Consider the following 19925-nt stretch of genomic DNA (forward strand, 5'->3'; position numbering starts at 1 on the left):
TGACGTTCAGCTTGTCAAAGGACTGGCATTTTGCAATGCGTCAGAGTGCTCTGACCGGGCCAGCCGCCGCGCGAAGGCGGGTGACGTGACAAGTTTGCGACAAAACCGAGTGTCTGGGCAGCACAGCATCACGAAAAATTTTGGATTTGAAGGACAATCGCAGGACAGCGACCATTTACAGCCACATTCACCGCCCCTAAAGCTCTTGCACCACCATGGAAAGGGATCGGATGCTCCGCAGACTCTATGACTGGACCATGTCGCTGGCAGGTCGTCCATCGGCAGAAATCTGGCTCGCCGTCATCGCCTTCGTCGAAAGCTCGATCTTTCTCGTTCCCGCCGATGTCCTCTTCCTGCCGATGGCGCTGGCAAAGCCCCATCGCGTCTGGCGCTACGCCTTGGTCGCAACGGTTGCCTCGGTGCTAGGCGGCATCGCCGGCTGGGCGATCGGCTATTATGCGTTCGAGACGGTCGCCAAGCCGATCCTCGAGTTCTATGGAAAACTCGACGCGTTCGACAAGCTGCGGTCGGGCGTCACCTACGAGACCATCGTTCTTCTGCTTGTCACTTCGGGCCTCGCGCATCTGCCGCCGATCAAGGTGGTGACGATCCTGTCGGGCGTCGCCAACGTCAATCTCGGCCTGTTCGTCATCTCGGCAATCATCGCGCGCGGCGCGCGCTTCTTTTTCCTCGCCTGGCTGCTGCGTCGCTACGGTGAACCGATCCGCCATTTTATCGAGAAGCGGCTCGGCCAGATCGCGGCAGTCGTCGCTGCTGTCCTCATCCTGCTGTATATTGCCTTCCACATGCTCGCACGTTGAGCCTGACCGCGGAGCCCCTCGCATGACCCAGACCGCACCCGTTTCCCGCCCCGCCTTCGGCTACTCGGCGCTTCTCGCCATCGGCATGGCGGCGACCATCGGCACCGCGCTCGGCTTCCAGTATATCGGTGGATATGTTCCCTGCGCTCTCTGCCTGGAGCAGCGGCAGCCCTATTACTACGGCATCCCCGTCGCCATCCTGGCCGCCATCTCGGCGCTTGTCGGATTGCCCTCGTGGATCACCCGGACCCTGCTCGCCATCGCCGGCATCATGATGGTGGTAGGCGGCGGCATCGGCGTCTATCACGCCGGCGTCGAATGGCATTTCTGGGAAGGCCCCACCACCTGCGCAAGCGGCGGCAGCAGCGCTGCCGCGCCGAAGGCAGGCGACCTGCTGGGGCAATTGAACACGCTGAAGGGGCCGTCCTGCACCGAGGCTGCGCTCCGGGTTCTTGGCGTCTCGATGGCGGGCTGGAATGTGATTGCGAGCATCATCCTCGCGGCGATCGCTTTCGTGGGCCTTCGCAAGGCGGCCTGAGTAAACGGGCAGGACCGCTTACGGCTGCAGTTCGGTATCCCAGTAGAGATAGTCGAGCCAGCTGTCGTGCAGGTAGTTCGGCGGGAAGAGCCGGCCGTTATTGTGCAGATCCTGCACCGTCGGCTGATAGGGCTTCTGGGCGGGGAACATCTGGGCCTGCTTCGGCAGCTTGCTGCCCTTGCGCAGATTGCACGGCGAACAGGCGGCAACGACATTGACCCAGGTGGTCTCGCCGCCATGGGCACGGGGAACGACGTGGTCGAAGGTCAGGTCGTCATGCGCACCGCAATATTGGCACTCGAAACGATCCCGCAGGAAGACGTTGAATCGGGTGAAAGCCGGATTGCGCGAGGGCTGAACGTAAGTCTTCAGGCACACGACGCTCGGCAGCCGCATGGAAAAGCTGGGCGAAGAAACCGAGTGATCATATTCGGCGATGATGTTCACACGGTCGAGAAAAACCGCCTTGATCGCGTCCTGCCAGGACCAGAGCGACAAGGGGTAATAACTCAGTGGCCGGTAGTCAGCGTTCAAGACGAGCGCCGGCAGGGCCTGGGGGGAGACTGCAATCGTCAAGGAACCCTCCTGGTCGATTCATCTGCACATACATATTAGGCCGGATGTTACAGCATTGTGAAGTCCAATAAATTCAGTGCAAACCGGCAAATTCGGGAGGTGTTGCCAATCAGCCGATAGGCACCGCCTCGCGGCGAGTACGAACCGCGTAGAGGGCCCAGAACAACCTTGCGGCAACCGAGCGCCAGGGTGACCAGTTCGCCGCCTCCAGCGCTAACTCCTTGGCCTGCGGCCGTTTTTCCATCCCGAAGGCGGCAGCGACCGCTGCCTGGAGCGCCACGTCACCCGACGGAAACACATCTGCGTGACCGACGCAGAACATCAGATAAACCTCTGCCGTCCACGGCCCGATCCCCTTGATGCTGGTCAGACGCACCATTGCTGATTCGGGTGTTTCCTGACCGAGTGCCTGCAGATCGAGGCTGCCGTCGTTGACCGCAAGGGCCACTCGCGACAGTGTCTCTGCCTTGCCGCGCGACAGGCCGAATTCGCGCCAGGCCTCCGGATGAAACGCGGCATAGGCCCTGGCGGTCAGCGGCTCGCCTGATGCGCATATCCGCCCCCAGATCGCTTCGGCGCTCGCGCGCGAGACCGACTGCGACACGACCACATGCGCCAATCCAGCAAAGCCCGCCTCTACGAGCCGGAGCGGCAACGGCCCCGCTTCCGAGGCGACCTGCTGCAGGCGCCGATCGAGCTTGAGCAGCGCTTCCAGACCCTCCTGGATATCAGCCTCGCCGCGAATGATATGCATGCCTGAAATCTCCTCCGAGGTGGTCGACGCGGAAAATCCGTGGCAGAAGAGAGCATGGCTGCCAGTCCCCGTCAAAAACCTGTCTTCCGTTTTGCACCGAGCCCGAACGGACCGCTGCACCTCGGCCACGCGCTCTCGGCCATCCTCAATCACGATATGGCACGCGCCGCCGACGGTCGCTTTCTTCTGCGCATCGAAGACATCGATCAGGCGCGTTGTACACCCGAATTCGAAGACGGCATCTATGCCGATCTCGCCTGGCTCGGCCTCGGCTGGGAAAAGCCGGTGCGGCGTCAATCGGAGCACTTTGCCGAATATCAAAGTGCATTGCAGTCGCTGATCGATCGCGACCTCGCCTATCCGTCGTTCTTGACCCGCGGCGAAGTCAGGGCCTTTGTTTCAGCCAGCGAAGCCGGGAGGAAGCCTTGGCCGCGCGATCCAGATGGCGCGCCGCTCTATCCCGCCTGCGACCGCGAACGGACCGTCGCCGATCGTCGACGGATGCTTGAAAGCGGATTGAAGCACGCATGGCGGCTGGATATTGAGCGAGCGCTGACAACGATACCGGGACGGCTGGACTGGACCGAAACCGGGGACGGACAGACCGGACAGATCGCTGCTGATCCCGCAGCCTGGGGAGATGTGGTCCTGTCGCGCTCGGATGCGCCTTCGAGCTATCACCTCTCCGTCGTCGTCGACGATGCGCTGCAAGGCGTCACGCATGTGGTGCGGGGGCTCGACCTCTTTCACGCCACATCGATCCATGTGCTGCTTCAGGCGCTGCTCGGTCTCCCCGCTCCGCTCTATCATCACCACAGGCTGATCACTGACGACGCTGGCCGGAAGCTCGCCAAGAGCGAGGGCGACACTGGTCTGGCCGAGCTTCGCGCAAAAGGGATTTCAGCGGCGGACCTTCGCCGCCGTATCGGGCTTTGACGGCTTCTCCTGCTCGAATTCCGCAATGCCCCGGGTAAACATCCGGCGCACCCGAAACTTCATCAGCGCCGCATTGATCTCCGCACCGAGAATGAAGATGACGCTGATCATGTAGAGGAAGACGAGCACGATCATGACCGAGGCGAGGCCCGCATAGGTCGCGGTGTAATTGGCGAAGGTGGTAAGGTAGTAAGCAAAGATCAGCGCTCCGGCCAACCAGAACAGCAATGTCAAAAGCACGCCGGGAACCACGTCGAGCACCTTGCGGCGGCCGGCCGGCAGCCAGAGGTGAACGATCATCAACCCTGCCGTCAGCACGAACAGGGTACCGTAGATACGCCAGCTCGAAACGATGTCGAGCGTATCCGCAAGCCAGGGCAGCCACTCCCTCGCATAGTTGAGCGCCAGCGGGACGGCGACGAGCAGGATGCTGATCGCCGCAAAAATCAGCACGGCGATCAACACGTAGCCGAGACTGGCGAGGCGCGTGAAATACCATGGCCGGGTCTCGACCATTCGATAGGCGCGATTGAGCGATATCCGCAATGCCTCGACGCCGTTGGAAGCGAAGTAGGCCGCAGCCAGCACCGAGACCGTCAGCAGGCCGCCGCGCGGGATCGTCAGCACCTGGATAACCTGGTCTGCGAGCGGTTTGGCGATTGCCTCGGGCCAGGTATCGAAAATCAGATGGATCGCCGTCCCGGAGAACTGGCTGGCACCGAGAAAGCTTGCCAGCGCCGTGCCGAAAATCAGGAAGGGAAAGACGGCAAGCAGGCTCGACAAGGCGACATGGCTTGCCATCGCAAACCCATCGTCTTCGATGAAATGAAACACGGCATCGTAGATCACCTTGTAAAGAGTACGAAGGATCGTCGGCATTCCATCTCCGCTGCGCGCCGGTCGCCGGTTCGCGCTCGCCGGTTTGTTGATTGTCTCGGTATCCCGAATATGGGAAACCAACCCGGGTTTGTACAGGAATCATTGCATGGCGGACCAACGCAACATCGTCGTGACGGGCTGCTCCTCCGGCATAGGCGCACATTGCGCCCGTGCGCTGAAGGCCGATGGCTGGCGGGTCTTCGCCACTGTACGCAAGGAAAGCGACCTCGGATCGCTGCAGGCCGACGGCATCGAAGCTCTCCTGATGGACTACACCAGGCCGGAGACGATTGCGGCGCTCGTCGAAACCGTGCGCGAGCGGACCGGCGACCGCATCGATGCACTCTTCAACAACGGCGCCTACGGGCAGCCCGGCGCAGTCGAGGACATCTCGACCGATGTGCTGCGCGCGCAGTTCGAGACCAATGTCTTCGGCTGGCATGAGCTGACACGGCAGGTGATACCGCTGATGCGGAAGCGAGGGGAAGGCCGTATCGTGCAATGTTCATCCATTCTAGGCCTTATTCCGTATAGGTTTCGTGGTGCCTACACCGCGTCCAAATTCGCTATCGAAGGGCTGTCGCTGACCATGCGGATGGAGCTTCAGGGAAGCGGCATTCACGTCAGCCTGATCGAGCCTGGAGCAATCGCCTCGCGCTTTACCGCCAATGCGCTCGCCAAGTTCGAGGAAAACGTCGATATCGAAAATTCCGCCCACGCGATCGAGTACCGGCGGCAGCTGGCGCGGCTGAATGGCACAGGTCCCGTCAACCGCCAAAAACTCGGCCCCGAAGCCGTTTATATCGTGCTAAAGCATGCTCTGAACGCGAGGAGACCACACCCCCATTATCTGGTGACCATGCCTGCCAAGCAGGGCATGTGGCTGAAGCGTCTGTTGCCGGCAGACCTTTTCTACCGTTTGATGCGCCGGCTTGATTGAAAGACGAAGGCTCGTAATCCATGTCCACAGTTACTTATATTTTCGCCATCATCTTCATGGGTCTGGTCGCCATCGTGCTGGTGCGTGGCCTTTTCAACATGATGAAGGGCGACAATCCGAGCCTCTCCAACAAGCTCATGCAGATGCGCGTGCTGCTGCAGGCAATCGCCCTCGTGCTCATCATGCTGACGCTATGGCTGACGGGCGGCGGACGTCCCCACTAGAGGCGATATCGAATGGTCAAGCTCAACAAGATCTATACAAGAACCGGCGACGATGGCACCACCGGGCTGGTCTCCGGGCCGCGCCGCCTGAAGCATGATCTACGGGTCGAGGCCTACGGGACCATCGACGAAAGCAACTCCGCGATCGGTATTGCCCGGTTGTACACATCTGAAGAGCCCGTCCTCGACCAAATGCTGATGGCGATACAGAATGACCTGTTCGACCTCGGCGCTGATCTCTCCACACCCGAAACGGACGAACCGCCGGCCTGGGAACCGCTCAGGATCATCCAGTCCCAGGTCGATAGGCTCGAGCGCGATATCGACACCTTGAACGCCGAACTCTCACCGCTGACGTCCTTCGTGCTTCCAGGCGGCAGCCCCGCTGCTGCGCACCTGCACCTCGCGCGTACGATCGCGCGCCGCGCCGAGCGGCTGATGGTTGCCCTGTCGCGAATAGAGGGCGAACGGGTAAGCGCAGCCGCGCCGAAATACATCAACCGTCTATCCGACCTGCTTTTCGTTGCGGCCCGCTATGCGAACGAACGCGGCGGCGCAGACGTGCTTTGGGTCCCCGGCAAGAACCGCTAGCGTCGGCAAGGTCAACCTATTGACGTGTACGTAAACGTTATTTAGCGACTTAAAGCATTTCGGTCTTTTGCGACATGGAAAGCGTTGTATTTGGAGAAAAAACGCGTATCCATGTCGCCATTCGACAAATGGAAAGGCGCTCGACAGCGCATTTTCACGGGCGTCATGTTGAAGGAAGGATTCCATGAAAATTCTCGTACCAGTGAAGCGGGTTGTTGATTACAACGTCAAGATCCGCGTCAAGCCGGACGGCAGTGGCGTCGAGCTTGCCAATGTCAAGATGTCGATGAACCCGTTCGACGAGATCTCGGTCGAGGAAGCGCTGCGACTGCGGGAAGCCGGCAAAGCCGAAGAAGTGATCGTCGTTTCCATCGGTCCCGCCAAGGCGGAAGAGACGCTGCGCACGGCACTCGCCATGGGCGCCGACCGCGCGATCCTGGTCGAGACCGACGACGCCATCGAGCCGCTGACGGTCGCAAAGATCCTGAAGGCCGTCGCGGAGGCCGAACAGCCGGGCCTCATCATCGTCGGCAAGCAGGCGATCGACGACGACAGCAACCAGACAGGCCAGATGCTCGCAGCCCTGATGGGCGTCGCCCAGGCGACCTTCGCCTCGAAGATCGAAATCGGCGATGGCAAGGCAACCGTGACCCGCGAAGTCGATGGCGGTCTGCAGACGATCGAAATCAAGTTGCCCGCAGTGGTGACCACCGACCTGCGCCTCAACGAGCCGCGCTACGCTTCGCTGCCGAATATCATGAAGGCAAAAAAGAAGCCGCTCGACAAGAAAACGCCAGCCGATCTCGGCGTGACCACAACGCCCCGTCTCAAGGTGCTTAAGACGGAAGAGCCCGGTGGCCGCAAGGCAGGCGTCAAGGTCAAGTCGGTCGCCGAGCTCGTCGACAAGCTGAAAAACGAAGCCGGCGTGCTTTAATTTAGGAAAGGAAGAACAGAACCATGGCCATTCTTCTTCTGGCTGACCACGACAATGCAAGCCTTTCCGACCAGACCGCCAAGACACTGAGCGCTGCTGCCAAAATTGGCGGCGATGTGCATGTGCTGGTGGCAGGCAAGGGCGCCAAGCCGGCTGCCGATGCCGCTGCCAAGCTTTCAGGCGTTTCCAAGGTGCTGCTCGCCGAGAGCAATGAGCTCGCCAACAATCTCGCCGAACCGCTGGCAGATCTCATAATCTCACTCGCCGGCAGCTACGACACCATCATTTCGGCCGCGACCTCGGTCGGCAAGAATGTCATGCCCCGCGTCGCAGCCCTCCTCGACGTTGCCCAGGTCTCGGAAATCATCGAAGTCCTCTCGGCGGACACCTTCAAGCGCCCGATCTATGCCGGCAACGCCATCCAGACCGTGCAGTCGACCGACGGCAAGCGCGTCATCACGGTGCGCACGGCCTCTTTCCCTTCGGCCCCGGAAGGCGGCTCGGCACCTGTCGAGACCATCCCGGCAGTTGCCAGCCCCGGCCTCTCGACATTCGTCAGCGACGCGCTGTCCAATTCGGACCGTCCCGAACTGACATCGGCGAAAATCATCATCTCGGGCGGCCGCGCCCTCGGCTCTGCGGAGAAATTCCGCGAATTCATCCTGCCGGTTGCCGACAAGCTCGGTGCCGCAGTCGGCGCTTCGCGCGCTGCCGTGGACGCCGGCTACGCGCCGAACGACTGGCAGGTGGGCCAGACCGGCAAGGTCGTCGCCCCGCAGCTCTACATCGCCTGCGGCATATCGGGTGCCATCCAGCACCTCGCCGGCATGAAGGACTCGAAGGTCATCGTCGCCATCAACAAGGACGAAGAGGCCCCGATCTTCCAGATCGCCGACTATGGCCTCGTCGCCGACCTCTTCGAAGCTCTCCCTGAGCTCGAAAAGGCGCTTTGATCGGACAAGTCTGACGTTTCGCTGACGCGAGCGACTGGAAAATTGTCCTTTATCAGTCTATCAATCTTGCCGGGCTAGTGATGGTCCGGCAAATTTGCGAATGGAGCGGTCGCGTCGCGCAGCGTGCCGCCGGGGAGTTGGCCATGAGTACTGTGTTGAAGACCATCGGTATTGTCGGTGCGGGCCAGATGGGCTGCGGCATCGCACAGGTGTCGGCTCTCGCGGGTTACAAGGTCAACATCTACGATCTGTCGCAGGAGCGCATCGAAAGCGCGCTTGCGACGATCAACGGCAATCTCGCCCGGCAGGTCTCCGCCGCCAAGATGACGGACGATGAGCGCAAGGCTGCCCTGTCGTTGATATCGGGTTCGGCGGACGTCAACGACCTGGCGCCGATGGACTTGGTGATCGAGGCCGCCACCGAGGATGAAAGCGTCAAGCGCAAGATCTACACGCTGGTCTGTCCAGTTCTGAAGCCGGATGCGATCCTTGCCACCAACACCTCTTCGCTTTCGATCACCCGGCTTGCCTCCGCTACGGATCGTCCGGAGCGCTTCATGGGCATCCACTTCATGAACCCTGTTCCCGTCATGAAGCTAGTGGAACTGGTGCGCGGCATAGCCACGGAAGAGGCCACCTTCAAGATGGCCCGCGACTACGTCAGCTCGCTCGACAAGACGGTTACCGTCGCAGAGGATTTTCCGGCCTTCATCGTCAACCGCATCCTTCTCCCGATGATCAACGAAGCGATCTACACGCTCTATGAAGGCGTCGGTACGGTCGATGCGATCGACACCGCCATGAAGCTCGGCGCCAACCATCCGATGGGACCGCTGCAGCTCGCCGATTTCATCGGCCTCGACACCTGCCTGTCGATTATGCAGGTCCTGCACGAAGGCCTGTCGGATTCAAAATACCGCCCCTGCCCGCTGCTAGTCAAATATGTCGAAGCCGGCTGGCTCGGCCGCAAATCCGGCCGCGGATTTTATGACTACCGAGGTGAAGTTCCGGTTCCGACGCGTTAACGCGTGTGGGTTGACAATCGTGGAAAGAGCCATCGCGTTTCGATTGGTATTGGTTTCTGGCCAATCGGATTGTAGCAAGTAGCGCGCACGAGCCGAATTTCATACCAATAACGCCGGCAACTGAAAGACATTCAAGACAGGCTGAACGCTTTGCAGGAAAGTGTCAAAGCAGGCTCCGCGCTCGAACGAGTGTAATAACCATCCGGTAAGGTAAATGCCGGCAAGCAATAGAATAGCCGGCGGATCAACCGCCGGTCTAGTTGCGCAACGTGCTCTACTCCGACTAGACCAGCTTCGACAAGCTCACGCCTAAAGCGACGTCCCGGAGCCAATTGCAGCCTTGATCAGCCCCTTGGCGTCGTCGCTGTCCCAGGCAGCTGGCCCGTTCATCGCCGACACCAGGCATCCCTTGTCGTCGACGAGAAGTGTCACCGGCAGGCCGAACGCCAATCCCTGCTTCTTCAACGAATTGAAGACGCCCATCGTGTTGTCACGATAGTAGCCAAGCCTGTCGATGCCGGTCTCGCTGCGAAAGGCCTTTGGCTTCTCGTCGTCACCAGTGTCGATATTGACGGCAACCACCTCGAACTTGTCGCTCCCCATATCCTTCTGCAAAGCGTTCAGCGCCGGCATCTCTTCGCGGCAGGGGAAGCACCACGTGGCCCACAGATTGAGCAGCACCGTCTTTCCGGCAAAATTTTCCACCGAGAGTGGCTGGCCTTCCGGGCCCTTGAAGGCAACAGTCTTGAGCGACAGCGGCTGCTGTGCCGCGACCATGGCGGCCACCTGGCCCCTGGTGAACTGATTGAGCGCGGCCGAGCGATCCTTCGCAGGCTTGCAATCGCCTGCTAGGCCCGCCGTTTCGCTCATGCCATTGCCAGACCCCACTTCCTTCACGTATACCGCTGCCGCACCCGCCAAAACCCCGGCGAAGGCTGCGATCAGGATCAGTTTCACGGACGGCAGGCCAAGCGGCTTCTTCACTGTCATTTCGTTCTCCAGATAGGCATCTCATGGCTGACGGCACCAAGGACACCAACTCCTCCAACCAGATGTGGGGCGGCCGTTTTGCGTCCGGGCCCGCCGCGATCATGGAGGAGATAAATGCATCGATCGGTTTCGACAAAAAACTCTTTGCGCAGGATATCCGCGGCTCCATCGCCCACGCGACCATGCTGGCCCATCAAGGCATCATTTCGGCGGACGACAAAGACAAGATCGTTCACGGCCTGAACACGATTCTGTTAGAGATCGAAAGCGGCAATTTCGAATTTTCGCGCAAGCTCGAAGACATTCACATGAACATCGAGGCACGGCTGGCGACGCTGATCGGCCCCGCCGCCGGTCGCCTGCACACCGCCCGTTCGCGCAACGACCAGGTCGCGCTCGATTTCCGCCTCTGGGTCAAGGAAGAACTGCAGCGAACCGAACAGGCGTTGAGCGGCCTGATCGCCGCTTTCCTCGATCGTGCCGAAGAACATGCCGATACCGTCATGCCCGGCTTCACGCATCTGCAGACGGCCCAGCCCGTCACATTCGGCCACCATTGCATGGCCTATGTCGAGATGTTCGGCCGCGACCGTTCGCGCGTGCGCCACGCCATCGAGCACATGGACGAATCGCCGATTGGAGCGGCCGCTCTGGCCGGGACAGGCTTCCCGATCGATCGTCATATGACGGCGAAGGCACTCGGTTTCCGCGAGCCGACCCGCAATTCGATCGACACCGTCTCAGACCGGGATTTCGCCATCGAATTCCTGTCGATCGCTGCGATATCAGGCATGCACCTGTCGCGACTGGCCGAAGAGATCGTCATCTGGTCGACGCCGCAGTTCGGCTTCGTGCGCCTTTCCGACGCCTTCTCGACCGGCTCCTCGATCATGCCGCAGAAGAAAAACCCTGACGCAGCCGAGCTGGTGCGCGCCAAGACCGGCCGTATCAACGGCTCACTGGTGGCGCTGCTCACCATCATGAAGGGCCTGCCGCTCGCCTATTCCAAGGACATGCAGGAAGACAAGGAACAGGTCTTCGACGCCGCCGAGAGCCTGGAACTCGCGGTTGCCGCGATGACTGGAATGGTCCGCGACCTCAGTATCAATGTTGCCCGCATGAAGGCCGCCGCCGGATCGGGCTATTCGACGGCGACCGATCTTGCCGACTGGCTGGTGCGCGAGGCCGGCCTTCCCTTCCGCGATGCCCATCATGTAACCGGCCACGCGGTGGCGCTTGCCGAGAGCAAGGGCTGCGACCTCTCGGACCTATCGCTCGAGGAACTGCAGGCTCTGCATCCCTCGGTAACCGCTCAGATTTTCGACGTCCTGACGGTCGAGGCTTCCGTTGCCAGCCGCAAGAGCTTCGGTGGTACGGCACCCTCCGAAGTACGCAAGCAGATCGCCTTCTGGCGCGCCCGCAACTGAGGTTCCAGGCAAAGGCCGGAACCAAACAATCAGGGTGCACAAGGCAGGTAAACTTCGCTATGAAGGACTGCTTGTCGCCTACCGTCGCTTAAAGAGGATATCGATGCAGATCAACGTGCCGCACATCATCCGCCTGACCGTCGTCCTCTCGGTCGTCGGCCTCGCCGTCGTCGGATGTGGCCGCAAAGGCGATCTCGATCCGCCGAGCGTCAAGGCGACCAAGGGCGGCGACGCGTCGAAGCCGACCAAGCAGCCGGGAACGGTCGACAAGCCCTTCTTACTCGATCCGCTACTTTGAACAGGTTTCTTCCGTGAACCACTTTCAGTACCGCGACGGCGTTCTCCACGCCGAAGATATTTCCATTCCCGAGATCGCCAAGGCCGTAGGCACGCCCTTCTATTGCTATTCGACCGCGACGCTCGAACGCCATTACCGGGTGTTCTCCGAAGCCTTCGCCGACGTCGATGCGATGGTCTGCTATGCAATGAAGGCCAACTCCAATCAGGCTGTCCTGAAGACGCTCGGACGCCTTGGCGCCGGCGTCGACGTGGTCTCGGTCGGCGAGCTGCACCGGGCGCTTGCCGCCGGCATTCCAGCCAACCGCATCATGTTCTCGGGCGTCGGCAAGACTGCACCCGAGATGGACGTCGCACTCGAAGCCGGCATTTATTGCTTCAACGTCGAATCGGAACCCGAACTCGAAGTTCTCAACCAGCGGGCGGTTCGCGCCGGGAAAAAGGCGCCCGTCTCCTTTCGTATCAACCCCGATGTCGACGCCCGCACCCACGCGAAGATCTCGACGGGCAAGAAGGAAAACAAGTTCGGCATTTCCTTCGAGCGCGCCCGCGCCGTCTATGCCCGTGCCGCCGAACTGCCAGGTATCGCGGTTAGCGGCATCGACATGCACATCGGCAGCCAGATCACCGAGTTGCAGCCTTTTCAGGATGCCTTCAAGCTGCTGCGGGAACTCGTCGAGGCACTGCGAACCGATGGCCATGACATTCATCACGTCGACGTTGGCGGCGGTCTCGGCATTCCTTATCACGACGACAACAATCCGCCGCCGTCACCCGAAGCCTATGCCCACATCGTCAAGAGCCAGCTTCGCGACCTCAACTGCCGGATCGTCACCGAGCCTGGCCGCCTGATCGTCGGCAATGCCGGAATTCTCGTGACCGAGGTCATCTATGTGAAGGACGGTGGCCAGAAGAGCTTCGTCGTCGTCGACGCCGCAATGAATGACCTGATCCGCCCGACGCTCTACGAAGCACATCACGAGATCAGGCCGGTAACCGTCACGGCAGCGAACGCTCCCCGCATCAAGGCCGATGTTGTCGGTCCAGTCTGTGAAACCGGCGACTATCTGGCGCTCGACCGCGAGATGAGCATGCCGAAGGCGGGCGATCTTCTTGCCGTCGGCTCCGGCGGCGCATACGGCGCGGTCCAGGCCGGCACCTACAACAGCCGGCTGCTGGTGCCCGAAGTGCTCGTCAATGGCTCGGAATTCCATGTGGTTCGCCCGCGCCAGACCTATGACGACCTCATTGCCTTGGACTCGATTCCGTCCTGGTTGGCCTGAACGGCAGTTCACAATTCGGCGAAATCGATCGAAAAAATCGGCTCGCCACACCCTTGCCCTCGCCTTCGCCACAAAGAATGGTATCGTTGTCCAGGTGTCATGGGCGAACTGCGCAAGCTTCATGGCCGATTTCCTGGCTGACGCGGAGGCGATAATTTCGCCGCCGCATCCTGAGAAGGCGCCTGATCCTTTGCGTCGATCGGTCTCGATTTAAGGATCATGCGTTGGCCAAACACACCAGTTCGGAGAACAACGGGCCGATGACCAACGCCAGCAACGACAAGAAGGGCGCTTTCGCCTCTCGGCCGACGCTTGCGCGGCTGGTTGCGGTCAAACGTGTCTTGGCCAGGCTGGTCCTGGTGTCGGAACAGCTGCTGCCGATGCTGTTGCCGGTGCTATCCGTCATCGCCCTTTATCTCTGCGCATCCTGGTTCGGGTTGTTCCGCATCCTGCCGGAACTGCCACGCGTCACATTGCTTGCCGTTTTCGTTGCAGCGTTCGCCGCCTCGATTGCACAGTTCCGTCGCCTGCGGTGGCCCGATGTGTCAGAGGCCGACCGATTGCTGGAAGAGCGCAATGGCCTGTCGCATCAGCCGGTGACCGTGCAGGAGGATGAACCCGCCTTCGATACGTCATTCGCCAGGGCCCTATGGCGCGAACACCAGATCCGTATGGCCGAGCGAATCGCGGTGCTCGACACTGGTCTGCCGCGCCCCGACATCGCCAATCACGATCGCTTCGCCCTGCGCGCGATCCCAGCACTGTTGCTCGTCGCCGCCTTCAGCTTTTCCATGTCGAACAATGGCGGCTCGATCGTCGACGCCTTCCAGAATGTGCCCGGTACCAATACCAACCCGGACCTGCGCGTCGATGCCTGGGTTACGCCGCCTTATTACACCGGCCAGGCCCCGACCTATCTGACCGGCAACACTGCGACCGCTGCAGACGTTATCAACGTACCGCAATTCTCCGATCTCACAGTGCGCATCACCGGCGGCGAAGGCGGCGAGAAGGTAGTGTTCCAGAGCATCGGAAGCGAGCGTGGTACCGAAGTCGCGTTGCAGGAGGACAAGGCTGCAGCGACATCGAACCAGAACGGAACGACAGCCGGAGCAGCGCCGGCGAACACAGATATCCAAACCAAAAATGCAGAATCAAATGCGACGGCAGGCGCGGTCGAGGGAGCTGCTGCGCCTACCCCCGTGGCCCACACATACGCACTGAAGCTCGAGAAGGGTGGCGCGCTTGTAGTCAACGGCCGTCAGTGGACCTTCAACGTCCTTTCCGACAAGCCGCCGGAAATCGCCTTCGACGGCATCCCGCACGCGACAGTCAACGGCGCGCTGGAAATCGGCTTCAAGGCGAAGGACGACTACGGCATAGAGGAAGCCCATGCGGAGATCGTGCCTGTCGAGATAGATCCTCAGGCAAAGCCCCTCTATCCGCTGCCGGACTACAAGTTCGAGATCGGACGCCGCAATCGCCGCGACGTGAAGGGGCTCGGCAGCCACGACCTCAGCCAGGACCCGCTCGCGGGCAAGCGCGTCCGCGTTACGCTGGTCGCGCGCGACGGCGCCGGCCAGACCGGCCGGAGCCCGCCACACGAAATGACGCTGCCTTCCCGAAACTTCAGCGAACCGCTCGCCGGTGCCGTGGCCGAGGAGCGGCAGGTCTTTTCGCTCGACACGCGGAAGATGCCGGAGGCGATCGACCTCAACCAGTCTCTGACCATCCGCGCCGACGAGACGATACCCAACCTCACGCATTACCTGCTGCTGCAATCGGCACTGACGCGCATGCGCTTGGCGAATAACGATGCGGCTCTGAAAGATACCGCCGACTACCTGTGGCAGATCGCAACGGGAATGGAAGACGGGCAGCTCTCGGACGCCGAGAAGAAGCTGCGGGATGCCCAGAAGAAGCTTTCCGATGCGCTTCAACGCAATGCCTCGGACAATGAGATCAAGCAGCTGACCGACGAGCTGCGCAAGGCCATGAACGACTATATGAAGGAACTGGCAGAGCGCATGCAGAATGCGCCGATGCAGCCGAACCAGAAATCCGCCAATGTGCTTCGCCAGCAGGATCTGGAGCGGATGATGGACCAGATCGAGAACCTCGCCCGCTCAGGCAATCGCGATGCGGCCCAGCAGATGCTCTCCGAACTTCAGCGGATGATGAACAATCTCCAGGCCGGCAAGCCGCAGCAGGGTCAGCAGCAGGGCCAGGAAAACAGCGAAGCCCGCAAGCAGATGGACAAGCTCGGTCAGATCCTCCGCGACCAGCAGAAGCTGATGGAGCAGACCTTCCGTCTGGATCAGGCGATGAAGGACCGCATGCAGCGCGGCGATCCAAACGAAGACGGCGATCCGCTCGACCAGCCGATGCCGGGTCCGGACGGCCAGCCGCAACAATCGCCGCAGGGCCAGCAGCAGCAAGGCCAGCAACAGGATGGCCAGCAACAACCAGGCCAGCAGCAAGGTCAATCTTCGGAGGACGGCAAGACGGTAGACGAGTTGCGCGAAGCCCTGAAGCAGCTTCGCAAGCAACAGGATGAACTGGGCAAGCAGCTCGGCGAACTCCAGAAGGGGCTGAACGGCCTTGGCGTCAAACCGGGACCGGGTTTCGGCCAGGCTCAGCGGGAAATGCAGGGTGCTGCCGGCGAGCTTGGCCAGGGGCACGGCGAGCCCGCAGTCCAGGGCCAGAGCCGCGCACTGGAGCAGCTACGTCAAGGCGCTCGCGATATGCTGACCCAGATGATGCAGGCCCAGCAACAGCAGGGTGTCGGCCAGCAGGGCGGCAAGGGTCAGGGACAAGGGCAGGGAAACCAGGGCGGCCGGGATCCCCTCGGTCGTGCGCTGCGAAATGACGGCGGCCTTGGCGACAACGGCGGCCCCAAGATTCCCGACGAGATCGACGTGCAGCGGGCACGGGAAATCCTTGACGCCATTCGCCAGCGGTTGGGCAACAACCCGACGATGGAAGAAGAGCGGCGCTACCTGGAACGCCTCCTCGACATTCAGTAGCACTTGAGATTTGGGATCAGCCGACGAGGGCCCGCGCGACGGCCTTGCGGATATCCGGCAGCGCAAACGGCTTGGATACGACATCGACGATCTTTTCCATCAGGTCGTCGGCACGTTCGCGCTGTTCGGCATAGCCGGTCATCAAGAGAATCTTCAGATCGGGCCAACCCGACGCTGCCTGATGCGCGAGCTCGATACCGTCCATGACAGGCATGCGGATATCAGACAGCAGCAAGTCATAGCGACCCGACTTGAGCTTTTCGAGGCCCTCGGCGCCATCGGCCGCCTCTTCGGTCTCATGGCCATCCAGCCGCAGGGCACGGGCTACGAACATCCGAAGCGAATCCTCGTCTTCGGTGATCAGAATTCTTGCCATGCTCATCGCTCCGTCCAGGCATCATGTCCTGAAAGGAGAAATCACAGATTTTCCCTAGCGACAGGTAAACAGCTGCGTTCATCTGCACTAGTGGTTAAAAAGATGTCTCTGATCTGGACATGAAGGCCGGCGTCAGGCGTCGCCGGTGACGATGCCGACGAAGGGAAGCTCCCGGAAGGCGTAGGCCACGTCCATTCCGTAGCCGACCACAAAATAATCAGGGCATTCGAAGCCGACATAGTCCGCCTCGATATTTTCCTGCCGCTTCACCCGCTTGTCGAGCAGCACCGCCAGCGTCACATTGCGCGCGCCGCGCTCATAGAGCAATTCCTTGGCAAAGCGCAGCGTCCGCCCGGATTCGAGGATGTCGTCGATCAGCAGGACATCGCGGTCCTTCACGTCGCTGTCGATGTCCTTGACGATACGCACGCCCTGCGAGACGGTTCCCGCGCCATAGCTCGACAACGTGATGAACTCCACCTCTGGTGCAAGGCCGGTGTCGTGAAGAGCACGCAACAGGTCGGCGGCGAAGATGAAGGAACCCTTGAGGATCGCAATGACCAGGAGATCCTTGGTCGGCCCCTTGGTAATCTCAATCGCCAGCGCACGATTGCGCTCGGCAATCTGCTCCGCGGTGAAAAGTGGGTCGATGTTCTTTCCGCGCACGACTGGCATCGGGGGCATGCTCCATGGATATGCGGCAGACGTTCCGCCGGACAGAGCAGAAGCCGTTACCACAATCGAGGACGCGGCACACCCTAAGGCTGGAAGGAAAGGCGGACTTCGGGTGTTTTTCCACCAGGGTGCTGCAAACGTGCCGAAAAGCCGCGACTTGAGCCACTATCCAGCCGTCCGGTCGGGGGCGTCACAACGATGCTCGATAGCAGGCGATCGCCCGAGACCAGGTCGGCCCTGATCAGCGGCACCGATACGGCTGCATCCGTTCTGTTCTCGATGATGCCGTTGACGACAAGTAGTCGCATGCCGTTGGCGTCTTTCGGCGTCAGCGTCACGTGGCTGAACTGCAGCGCCGCCGCTACTGGGGTTGGGACCGGAGTTGCCGACAGGCCTGAAAAGCCTCCCGAGAGCCCGAAGACCAGCGTGAAAATTGCTCCAACGAGGGCAGCAAAGGTACGGCCGGAGGCACGCTGCAACCAACATTCACCGGCGCGAATGCAAATCCTGGCAATTTCCGCGACGGGCGATGCGGTCGCGTTCTTCATCGACCGCTGATATCGGCGATTGTCGTTGACGTTTTTCGTCGATGATCCGTTCGCGCGGGTCGGGATGACGGTGACGAATTCGGCGTCGGTGACCTCGAGTTTTCGTTCGAAATGATTGTGCGGGCGCGGACTTGCTTGCACCTCGGGCGGAAGCAGATCATAAACCAGTCCGGTCTGCTGTTGGCGGTAGCGGAATGCGCCCATGACAACGTCCTCTGTGGTGGTCCACATGGTTTCGATGCCAGATCTAAAGCCGGGCATTGAAACGAATCCCGCCCAGAAGTAAATTTTAATGGTTAATGTTTCGCAAAGACCGCCATCGGAGCCACGCGTTTTCAGCAAAATTTACCGTCTGTTAACGCTGTTGGTTAACAACTCGTCTTATCAAAACCCGGAAGACTGGGCTGCCTGTTGATTCACTTTGAAAACGTCGGTTTGCGCTATGGCATGGGCCCGGAGATTCTCCGGGACCTGACCTTCGACATCCCGAAAAAATCGTTCCAGTTTCTGACCGGACCGTCGGGTGCCGGCAAGACCACGTTGCTGCGCCTGCTCTTCATGTCGCTGCAGCCGACCCGCGGCCTGATCCGCATGTTCGGGCGGGACATCACCTCCATTCCACGCGGCGAGCTGCCGCTGCTGCGCCGTCGGGTCGGCATCGTCTTCCAGGATTTCCGCCTTCTCGACCACCTGACGACCTATGAAAACGTGGCGCTTCCGCTGCGTGTCCGCGGCAAGGACGAGAGTTCCTATCGAACCGACGTGCTCGAACTCTTGAAATGGGTTGGCCTTGGCGAGCGGATCAACGTGCTGCCGCCCGTTCTCTCCGGTGGCGAGAAACAACGTGCCGCCATTGCCCGGGCGCTGATCGACCGGCCGGAAATCCTGCTCGCCGACGAGCCCACCGGCAATGTCGATCCACCGATGGCACGGAGGCTCCTGAACCTCTTTCTCGAGCTCAACCGCCTGGGCACCGCAGTTGTCATCGCGACACACGACCTCACCCTCATGGATCAGGTCGAAGCACGCCGCATGATCCTTTCCGGGGGGCATCTCGATATCTATGACTGAGCCCGTTCTCCCCCGGAAGCAACGCCCTCTCCCCGCCGCCCCGACTCCCGGAAAGCGGCCGGAAATGCGTGTACGGCCGACCGGCCCGATCGTGCCGTCATCGAATATCCAAGGCAATGCACTCGTTGTCGTCATCGCGATCATGGCCTTCCTCGCCTGCCTGACGCTCGGCGCCGTGAGCATGGTCCGCTCGACGGCGGCCAGCTGGGAAAGCCAGATTTCCCGCGAGATCACGATCCAGATCAAGCCGGACGACAACCTCGACATGGAAAAGGCGCTGACGCAGGCGCGCGACATCGCACTTACCTTCGTCGGCACCAAGACAGGCCAGATCGTCGATGAGGCAGCGACGGCACGCTTGCTGGAACCCTGGCTCGGCTCCGGTCTCGACCTGAAGGAACTGCCCGTCCCGCGCCTGGTGATCGTGACCATCGACGAGAACCACCCGCCAGATTTCGAAGGCATGCGGTCGCTCCTGAAGGACTCCATACCGCAATCCTCGCTCGACGATCATCGGACCTGGGTCGACCGGCTCGTCTCCATGGCGCACACGACGGTCATGATCGGCACGGGCATCTTGCTGCTTGTCTTCACCGCGATGGTCCTGACGGTGGTCTTCGCCACGCGCGGCGCGCTTTCGGGCAACCGACACATCGTCGAGGTGCTGCATTTCGTCGGCGCCGAAGGCTCCTTCGTCGCCACCGAGTTCCAGAAGCATTTCCTGAAGATCAGCTTCAAGGGCTCGGCGATCGGCAGCGCGCTCGCAGCGCTGTTCTTTGCCGCCGCCGGCTTCCTGCAGAGCCATACCATTGCGACGCCGCAGACCGACCAGGCGACCGCGCTCTTCGGCACCTTCTCGGTCGGAGTATTGGGCTACTTCGGCATCTTCGCGACCATGGTAATTATCGCGCTGCTGACCACCGTGACCGCGCGCTTTACAGTCATGCGAACCATCTATGAGATAGACACGATAAGATCCGATCCAGGTAGGAGTGATAGTGTCGCGAATTGACCGAATCCTGCCATCAAACAGCCTGTTCCTTGCCTCAAACTACGATTAT

22 protein-coding genes are annotated in these 19925 nt (G+C 60.9%); 15 read left to right on the forward strand and 7 right to left on the reverse strand.

The window, feature by feature from the left end; translation table 11 throughout:
- The first annotated feature begins 230 nt into the window (after positions 1-230).
- Together CPY51_RS24615 and CPY51_RS24620 are read left to right on the forward strand one after the other, a co-directional pair.
- Positions 231-821, forward strand: coding sequence for a YqaA family protein (locus CPY51_RS24615; protein WP_111162849.1), 591 nt, complete (start codon positions 231-233; stop codon positions 819-821).
- Between the two features lie 22 nt (positions 822-843).
- Complete coding sequence (locus CPY51_RS24620) at positions 844-1359, forward strand: disulfide bond formation protein B (RefSeq protein ID WP_111162850.1); 516 nt, start codon at positions 844-846, stop codon at positions 1357-1359.
- 18 nt (positions 1360-1377) lie between these two features.
- Here CPY51_RS24620 and CPY51_RS24625 read toward each other — a convergent pair whose 3' ends face one another.
- On the reverse strand, positions 1378-1935 hold the full coding sequence (locus CPY51_RS24625) for an HNH endonuclease (protein ID WP_111162851.1): 558 nt from the start codon (positions 1933-1935) through the stop codon (positions 1378-1380).
- A 109-nt stretch (positions 1936-2044) separates the two neighbouring features.
- Positions 2045-2689 (reverse strand): DNA-3-methyladenine glycosylase family protein, encoded by a 645-nt coding sequence (locus CPY51_RS24630; RefSeq protein ID WP_111162852.1) that lies wholly within the window; start codon positions 2687-2689, stop codon positions 2045-2047.
- 54 nt (positions 2690-2743) lie between these two features.
- Between CPY51_RS24630 and gluQRS the strand changes: the two genes are divergently transcribed.
- Positions 2744-3625, forward strand: coding sequence for a tRNA glutamyl-Q(34) synthetase GluQRS (gene gluQRS, locus CPY51_RS24635; RefSeq protein WP_111162853.1), 882 nt, complete (start codon positions 2744-2746; stop codon positions 3623-3625).
- On the opposite strand, the gene CPY51_RS24640 is transcribed toward gluQRS, so the two are convergent.
- On the reverse strand, positions 3590-4504 hold the full coding sequence (locus tag CPY51_RS24640) for a YihY/virulence factor BrkB family protein (protein ID WP_111162854.1): 915 nt from the start codon (positions 4502-4504) through the stop codon (positions 3590-3592). The two genes, gluQRS and CPY51_RS24640, sit on opposite strands and share 36 nt — an antisense overlap.
- A 106-nt stretch (positions 4505-4610) precedes the next feature.
- On the opposite strand from CPY51_RS24640, the gene CPY51_RS24645 reads away from it, so the two are divergent.
- The 6 genes from CPY51_RS24645 (at position 4611) to CPY51_RS24670 (ending at position 9171) form a co-directional block, all read left to right on the forward strand.
- Positions 4611-5444: an SDR family oxidoreductase gene (locus tag CPY51_RS24645; protein ID WP_111162855.1), complete on the forward strand. Its 834-nt coding sequence runs from the start codon at positions 4611-4613 to the stop codon at positions 5442-5444.
- Positions 5445-5464: 20 nt separating this feature from the next.
- Positions 5465-5668 carry a twin transmembrane helix small protein gene (locus CPY51_RS24650; RefSeq protein WP_111162856.1) on the forward strand — a complete coding sequence of 68 codons (204 nt, stop codon included), beginning with the start codon at positions 5465-5467 and terminating at the stop codon, positions 5666-5668.
- 12 nt (positions 5669-5680) lie between these two features.
- Positions 5681-6259: a cob(I)yrinic acid a,c-diamide adenosyltransferase gene (locus tag CPY51_RS24655; RefSeq protein WP_111162857.1), complete on the forward strand. Its 579-nt coding sequence runs from the start codon at positions 5681-5683 to the stop codon at positions 6257-6259.
- A gap of 184 nt (positions 6260-6443) precedes the next feature.
- On the forward strand, positions 6444-7193 hold the full coding sequence (locus CPY51_RS24660) for an electron transfer flavoprotein subunit beta/FixA family protein (protein WP_111162858.1): 750 nt from the start codon (positions 6444-6446) through the stop codon (positions 7191-7193).
- 23 nt (positions 7194-7216) lie between these two features.
- The gene (locus CPY51_RS24665) at positions 7217-8146 is read left to right on the forward strand and encodes an electron transfer flavoprotein subunit alpha/FixB family protein (protein ID WP_111162859.1); all 930 of its coding nucleotides are present in this window, start codon (positions 7217-7219) and stop codon (positions 8144-8146) included.
- A 143-nt stretch (positions 8147-8289) separates the two neighbouring features.
- Positions 8290-9171, forward strand: coding sequence for a 3-hydroxybutyryl-CoA dehydrogenase (locus CPY51_RS24670; RefSeq protein WP_111162860.1), 882 nt, complete (start codon positions 8290-8292; stop codon positions 9169-9171).
- Between the two features lie 309 nt (positions 9172-9480).
- Here CPY51_RS24670 and tlpA read toward each other — a convergent pair whose 3' ends face one another.
- On the reverse strand, positions 9481-10161 hold the full coding sequence (gene tlpA / locus CPY51_RS24675; RefSeq protein WP_111162861.1) for a thiol:disulfide interchange protein TlpA: 681 nt from the start codon (positions 10159-10161) through the stop codon (positions 9481-9483).
- 23 nt (positions 10162-10184) lie between these two features.
- Here tlpA and argH point away from each other — a divergent pair, with 23 nt between their 5' ends.
- The 4 genes from argH to CPY51_RS24695 all read left to right on the forward strand — a co-directional run bounded on the left by argH (position 10185) and on the right by CPY51_RS24695 (position 16194).
- Positions 10185-11588, forward strand: coding sequence for an argininosuccinate lyase (gene argH / locus CPY51_RS24680; RefSeq protein ID WP_111162862.1), 1404 nt, complete (start codon positions 10185-10187; stop codon positions 11586-11588).
- A gap of 103 nt (positions 11589-11691) precedes the next feature.
- Entirely contained in the window at positions 11692-11886 is a 195-nt protein-coding gene (gene lptM, locus CPY51_RS24685) for an LPS translocon maturation chaperone LptM (protein ID WP_111162863.1), read from the forward strand.
- A gap of 13 nt (positions 11887-11899) precedes the next feature.
- On the forward strand, positions 11900-13168 hold the full coding sequence (gene lysA / locus CPY51_RS24690) for a diaminopimelate decarboxylase (protein WP_111162864.1): 1269 nt from the start codon (positions 11900-11902) through the stop codon (positions 13166-13168).
- Positions 13169-13428: 260 nt separating this feature from the next.
- The gene (locus CPY51_RS24695) at positions 13429-16194 is read left to right on the forward strand and encodes a TIGR02302 family protein (RefSeq protein WP_111162865.1); all 2766 of its coding nucleotides are present in this window, start codon (positions 13429-13431) and stop codon (positions 16192-16194) included.
- A 16-nt stretch (positions 16195-16210) separates the two neighbouring features.
- Here CPY51_RS24695 and CPY51_RS24700 read toward each other — a convergent pair whose 3' ends face one another.
- From CPY51_RS24700 to CPY51_RS24710, 3 genes are all read right to left on the reverse strand, one after another.
- Positions 16211-16570 (reverse strand): response regulator, encoded by a 360-nt coding sequence (locus CPY51_RS24700; RefSeq protein WP_111162866.1) that lies wholly within the window; start codon positions 16568-16570, stop codon positions 16211-16213.
- A 132-nt stretch (positions 16571-16702) separates the two neighbouring features.
- Positions 16703-17245, reverse strand: coding sequence for a hypoxanthine phosphoribosyltransferase (hpt, locus tag CPY51_RS24705; protein ID WP_111162867.1), 543 nt, complete (start codon positions 17243-17245; stop codon positions 16703-16705).
- Positions 17246-17328: 83 nt separating this feature from the next.
- On the reverse strand, positions 17329-18054 hold the full coding sequence (locus tag CPY51_RS24710; protein WP_244598778.1) for a hypothetical protein: 726 nt from the start codon (positions 18052-18054) through the stop codon (positions 17329-17331).
- Positions 18055-18204: 150 nt separating this feature from the next.
- Between CPY51_RS24710 and ftsE the strand changes: the two genes are divergently transcribed.
- The gene (ftsE, locus tag CPY51_RS24715; RefSeq protein ID WP_111162868.1) at positions 18205-18864 is read left to right on the forward strand and encodes a cell division ATP-binding protein FtsE; all 660 of its coding nucleotides are present in this window, start codon (positions 18205-18207) and stop codon (positions 18862-18864) included.
- Entirely contained in the window at positions 18857-19876 is a 1020-nt protein-coding gene (locus CPY51_RS24720; protein WP_111162869.1) for a cell division protein FtsX, read from the forward strand. The genes ftsE and CPY51_RS24720 overlap by 8 nt, the downstream gene beginning before the upstream one ends.
- The last annotated feature ends 49 nt before the right edge of the window (positions 19877-19925 follow it).

Origin of the sequence: Arminella tubonensis (assembly GCF_003240585.1) — a bacterium.
Classification (GTDB): domain Bacteria; phylum Pseudomonadota; class Alphaproteobacteria; order Rhizobiales; family Rhizobiaceae; genus Rhizobium; species Rhizobium tubonense.

Excerpts from the sequence above, each read along its gene's own strand:
- lptM (WP_111162863.1), top strand. The coding sequence starts at position 11,692 with ATGCAGATCAACGTGCCGCACATCATCCGCCTGACCGTCGTCCTCTCG.
- argH (WP_111162862.1), top strand. The coding sequence starts at position 10,185 with ATGGCTGACGGCACCAAGGACACCAACTCCTCCAACCAGATGTGGGGC.
- CPY51_RS24695 (WP_111162865.1), top strand. The coding sequence starts at position 13,429 with ATGACCAACGCCAGCAACGACAAGAAGGGCGCTTTCGCCTCTCGGCCG.
- CPY51_RS24615 (WP_111162849.1), top strand. The coding sequence starts at position 231 with ATGCTCCGCAGACTCTATGACTGGACCATGTCGCTGGCAGGTCGTCCA.
- CPY51_RS24630 (WP_111162852.1), bottom strand. The coding sequence starts at position 2,689 with ATGCATATCATTCGCGGCGAGGCTGATATCCAGGAGGGTCTGGAAGCG.
- CPY51_RS24650 (WP_111162856.1), top strand. The coding sequence starts at position 5,465 with ATGTCCACAGTTACTTATATTTTCGCCATCATCTTCATGGGTCTGGTC.
- CPY51_RS24655 (WP_111162857.1), top strand. The coding sequence starts at position 5,681 with ATGGTCAAGCTCAACAAGATCTATACAAGAACCGGCGACGATGGCACC.
- hpt (WP_111162867.1), bottom strand. The coding sequence starts at position 17,245 with ATGCCAGTCGTGCGCGGAAAGAACATCGACCCACTTTTCACCGCGGAG.
- gluQRS (WP_111162853.1), top strand. The coding sequence starts at position 2,744 with ATGGCTGCCAGTCCCCGTCAAAAACCTGTCTTCCGTTTTGCACCGAGC.
- CPY51_RS24660 (WP_111162858.1), top strand. The coding sequence starts at position 6,444 with ATGAAAATTCTCGTACCAGTGAAGCGGGTTGTTGATTACAACGTCAAG.
- tlpA (WP_111162861.1), bottom strand. The coding sequence starts at position 10,161 with ATGACAGTGAAGAAGCCGCTTGGCCTGCCGTCCGTGAAACTGATCCTG.
- CPY51_RS24670 (WP_111162860.1), top strand. The coding sequence starts at position 8,290 with ATGAGTACTGTGTTGAAGACCATCGGTATTGTCGGTGCGGGCCAGATG.
- CPY51_RS24640 (WP_111162854.1), bottom strand. The coding sequence starts at position 4,504 with ATGCCGACGATCCTTCGTACTCTTTACAAGGTGATCTACGATGCCGTG.
- CPY51_RS24620 (WP_111162850.1), top strand. The coding sequence starts at position 844 with ATGACCCAGACCGCACCCGTTTCCCGCCCCGCCTTCGGCTACTCGGCG.
- CPY51_RS24710 (WP_244598778.1), bottom strand. The coding sequence starts at position 18,054 with ATGCCCGGCTTTAGATCTGGCATCGAAACCATGTGGACCACCACAGAG.
- CPY51_RS24720 (WP_111162869.1), top strand. The coding sequence starts at position 18,857 with ATGACTGAGCCCGTTCTCCCCCGGAAGCAACGCCCTCTCCCCGCCGCC.
- CPY51_RS24665 (WP_111162859.1), top strand. The coding sequence starts at position 7,217 with ATGGCCATTCTTCTTCTGGCTGACCACGACAATGCAAGCCTTTCCGAC.
- CPY51_RS24645 (WP_111162855.1), top strand. The coding sequence starts at position 4,611 with ATGGCGGACCAACGCAACATCGTCGTGACGGGCTGCTCCTCCGGCATA.
- CPY51_RS24700 (WP_111162866.1), bottom strand. The coding sequence starts at position 16,570 with ATGGCAAGAATTCTGATCACCGAAGACGAGGATTCGCTTCGGATGTTC.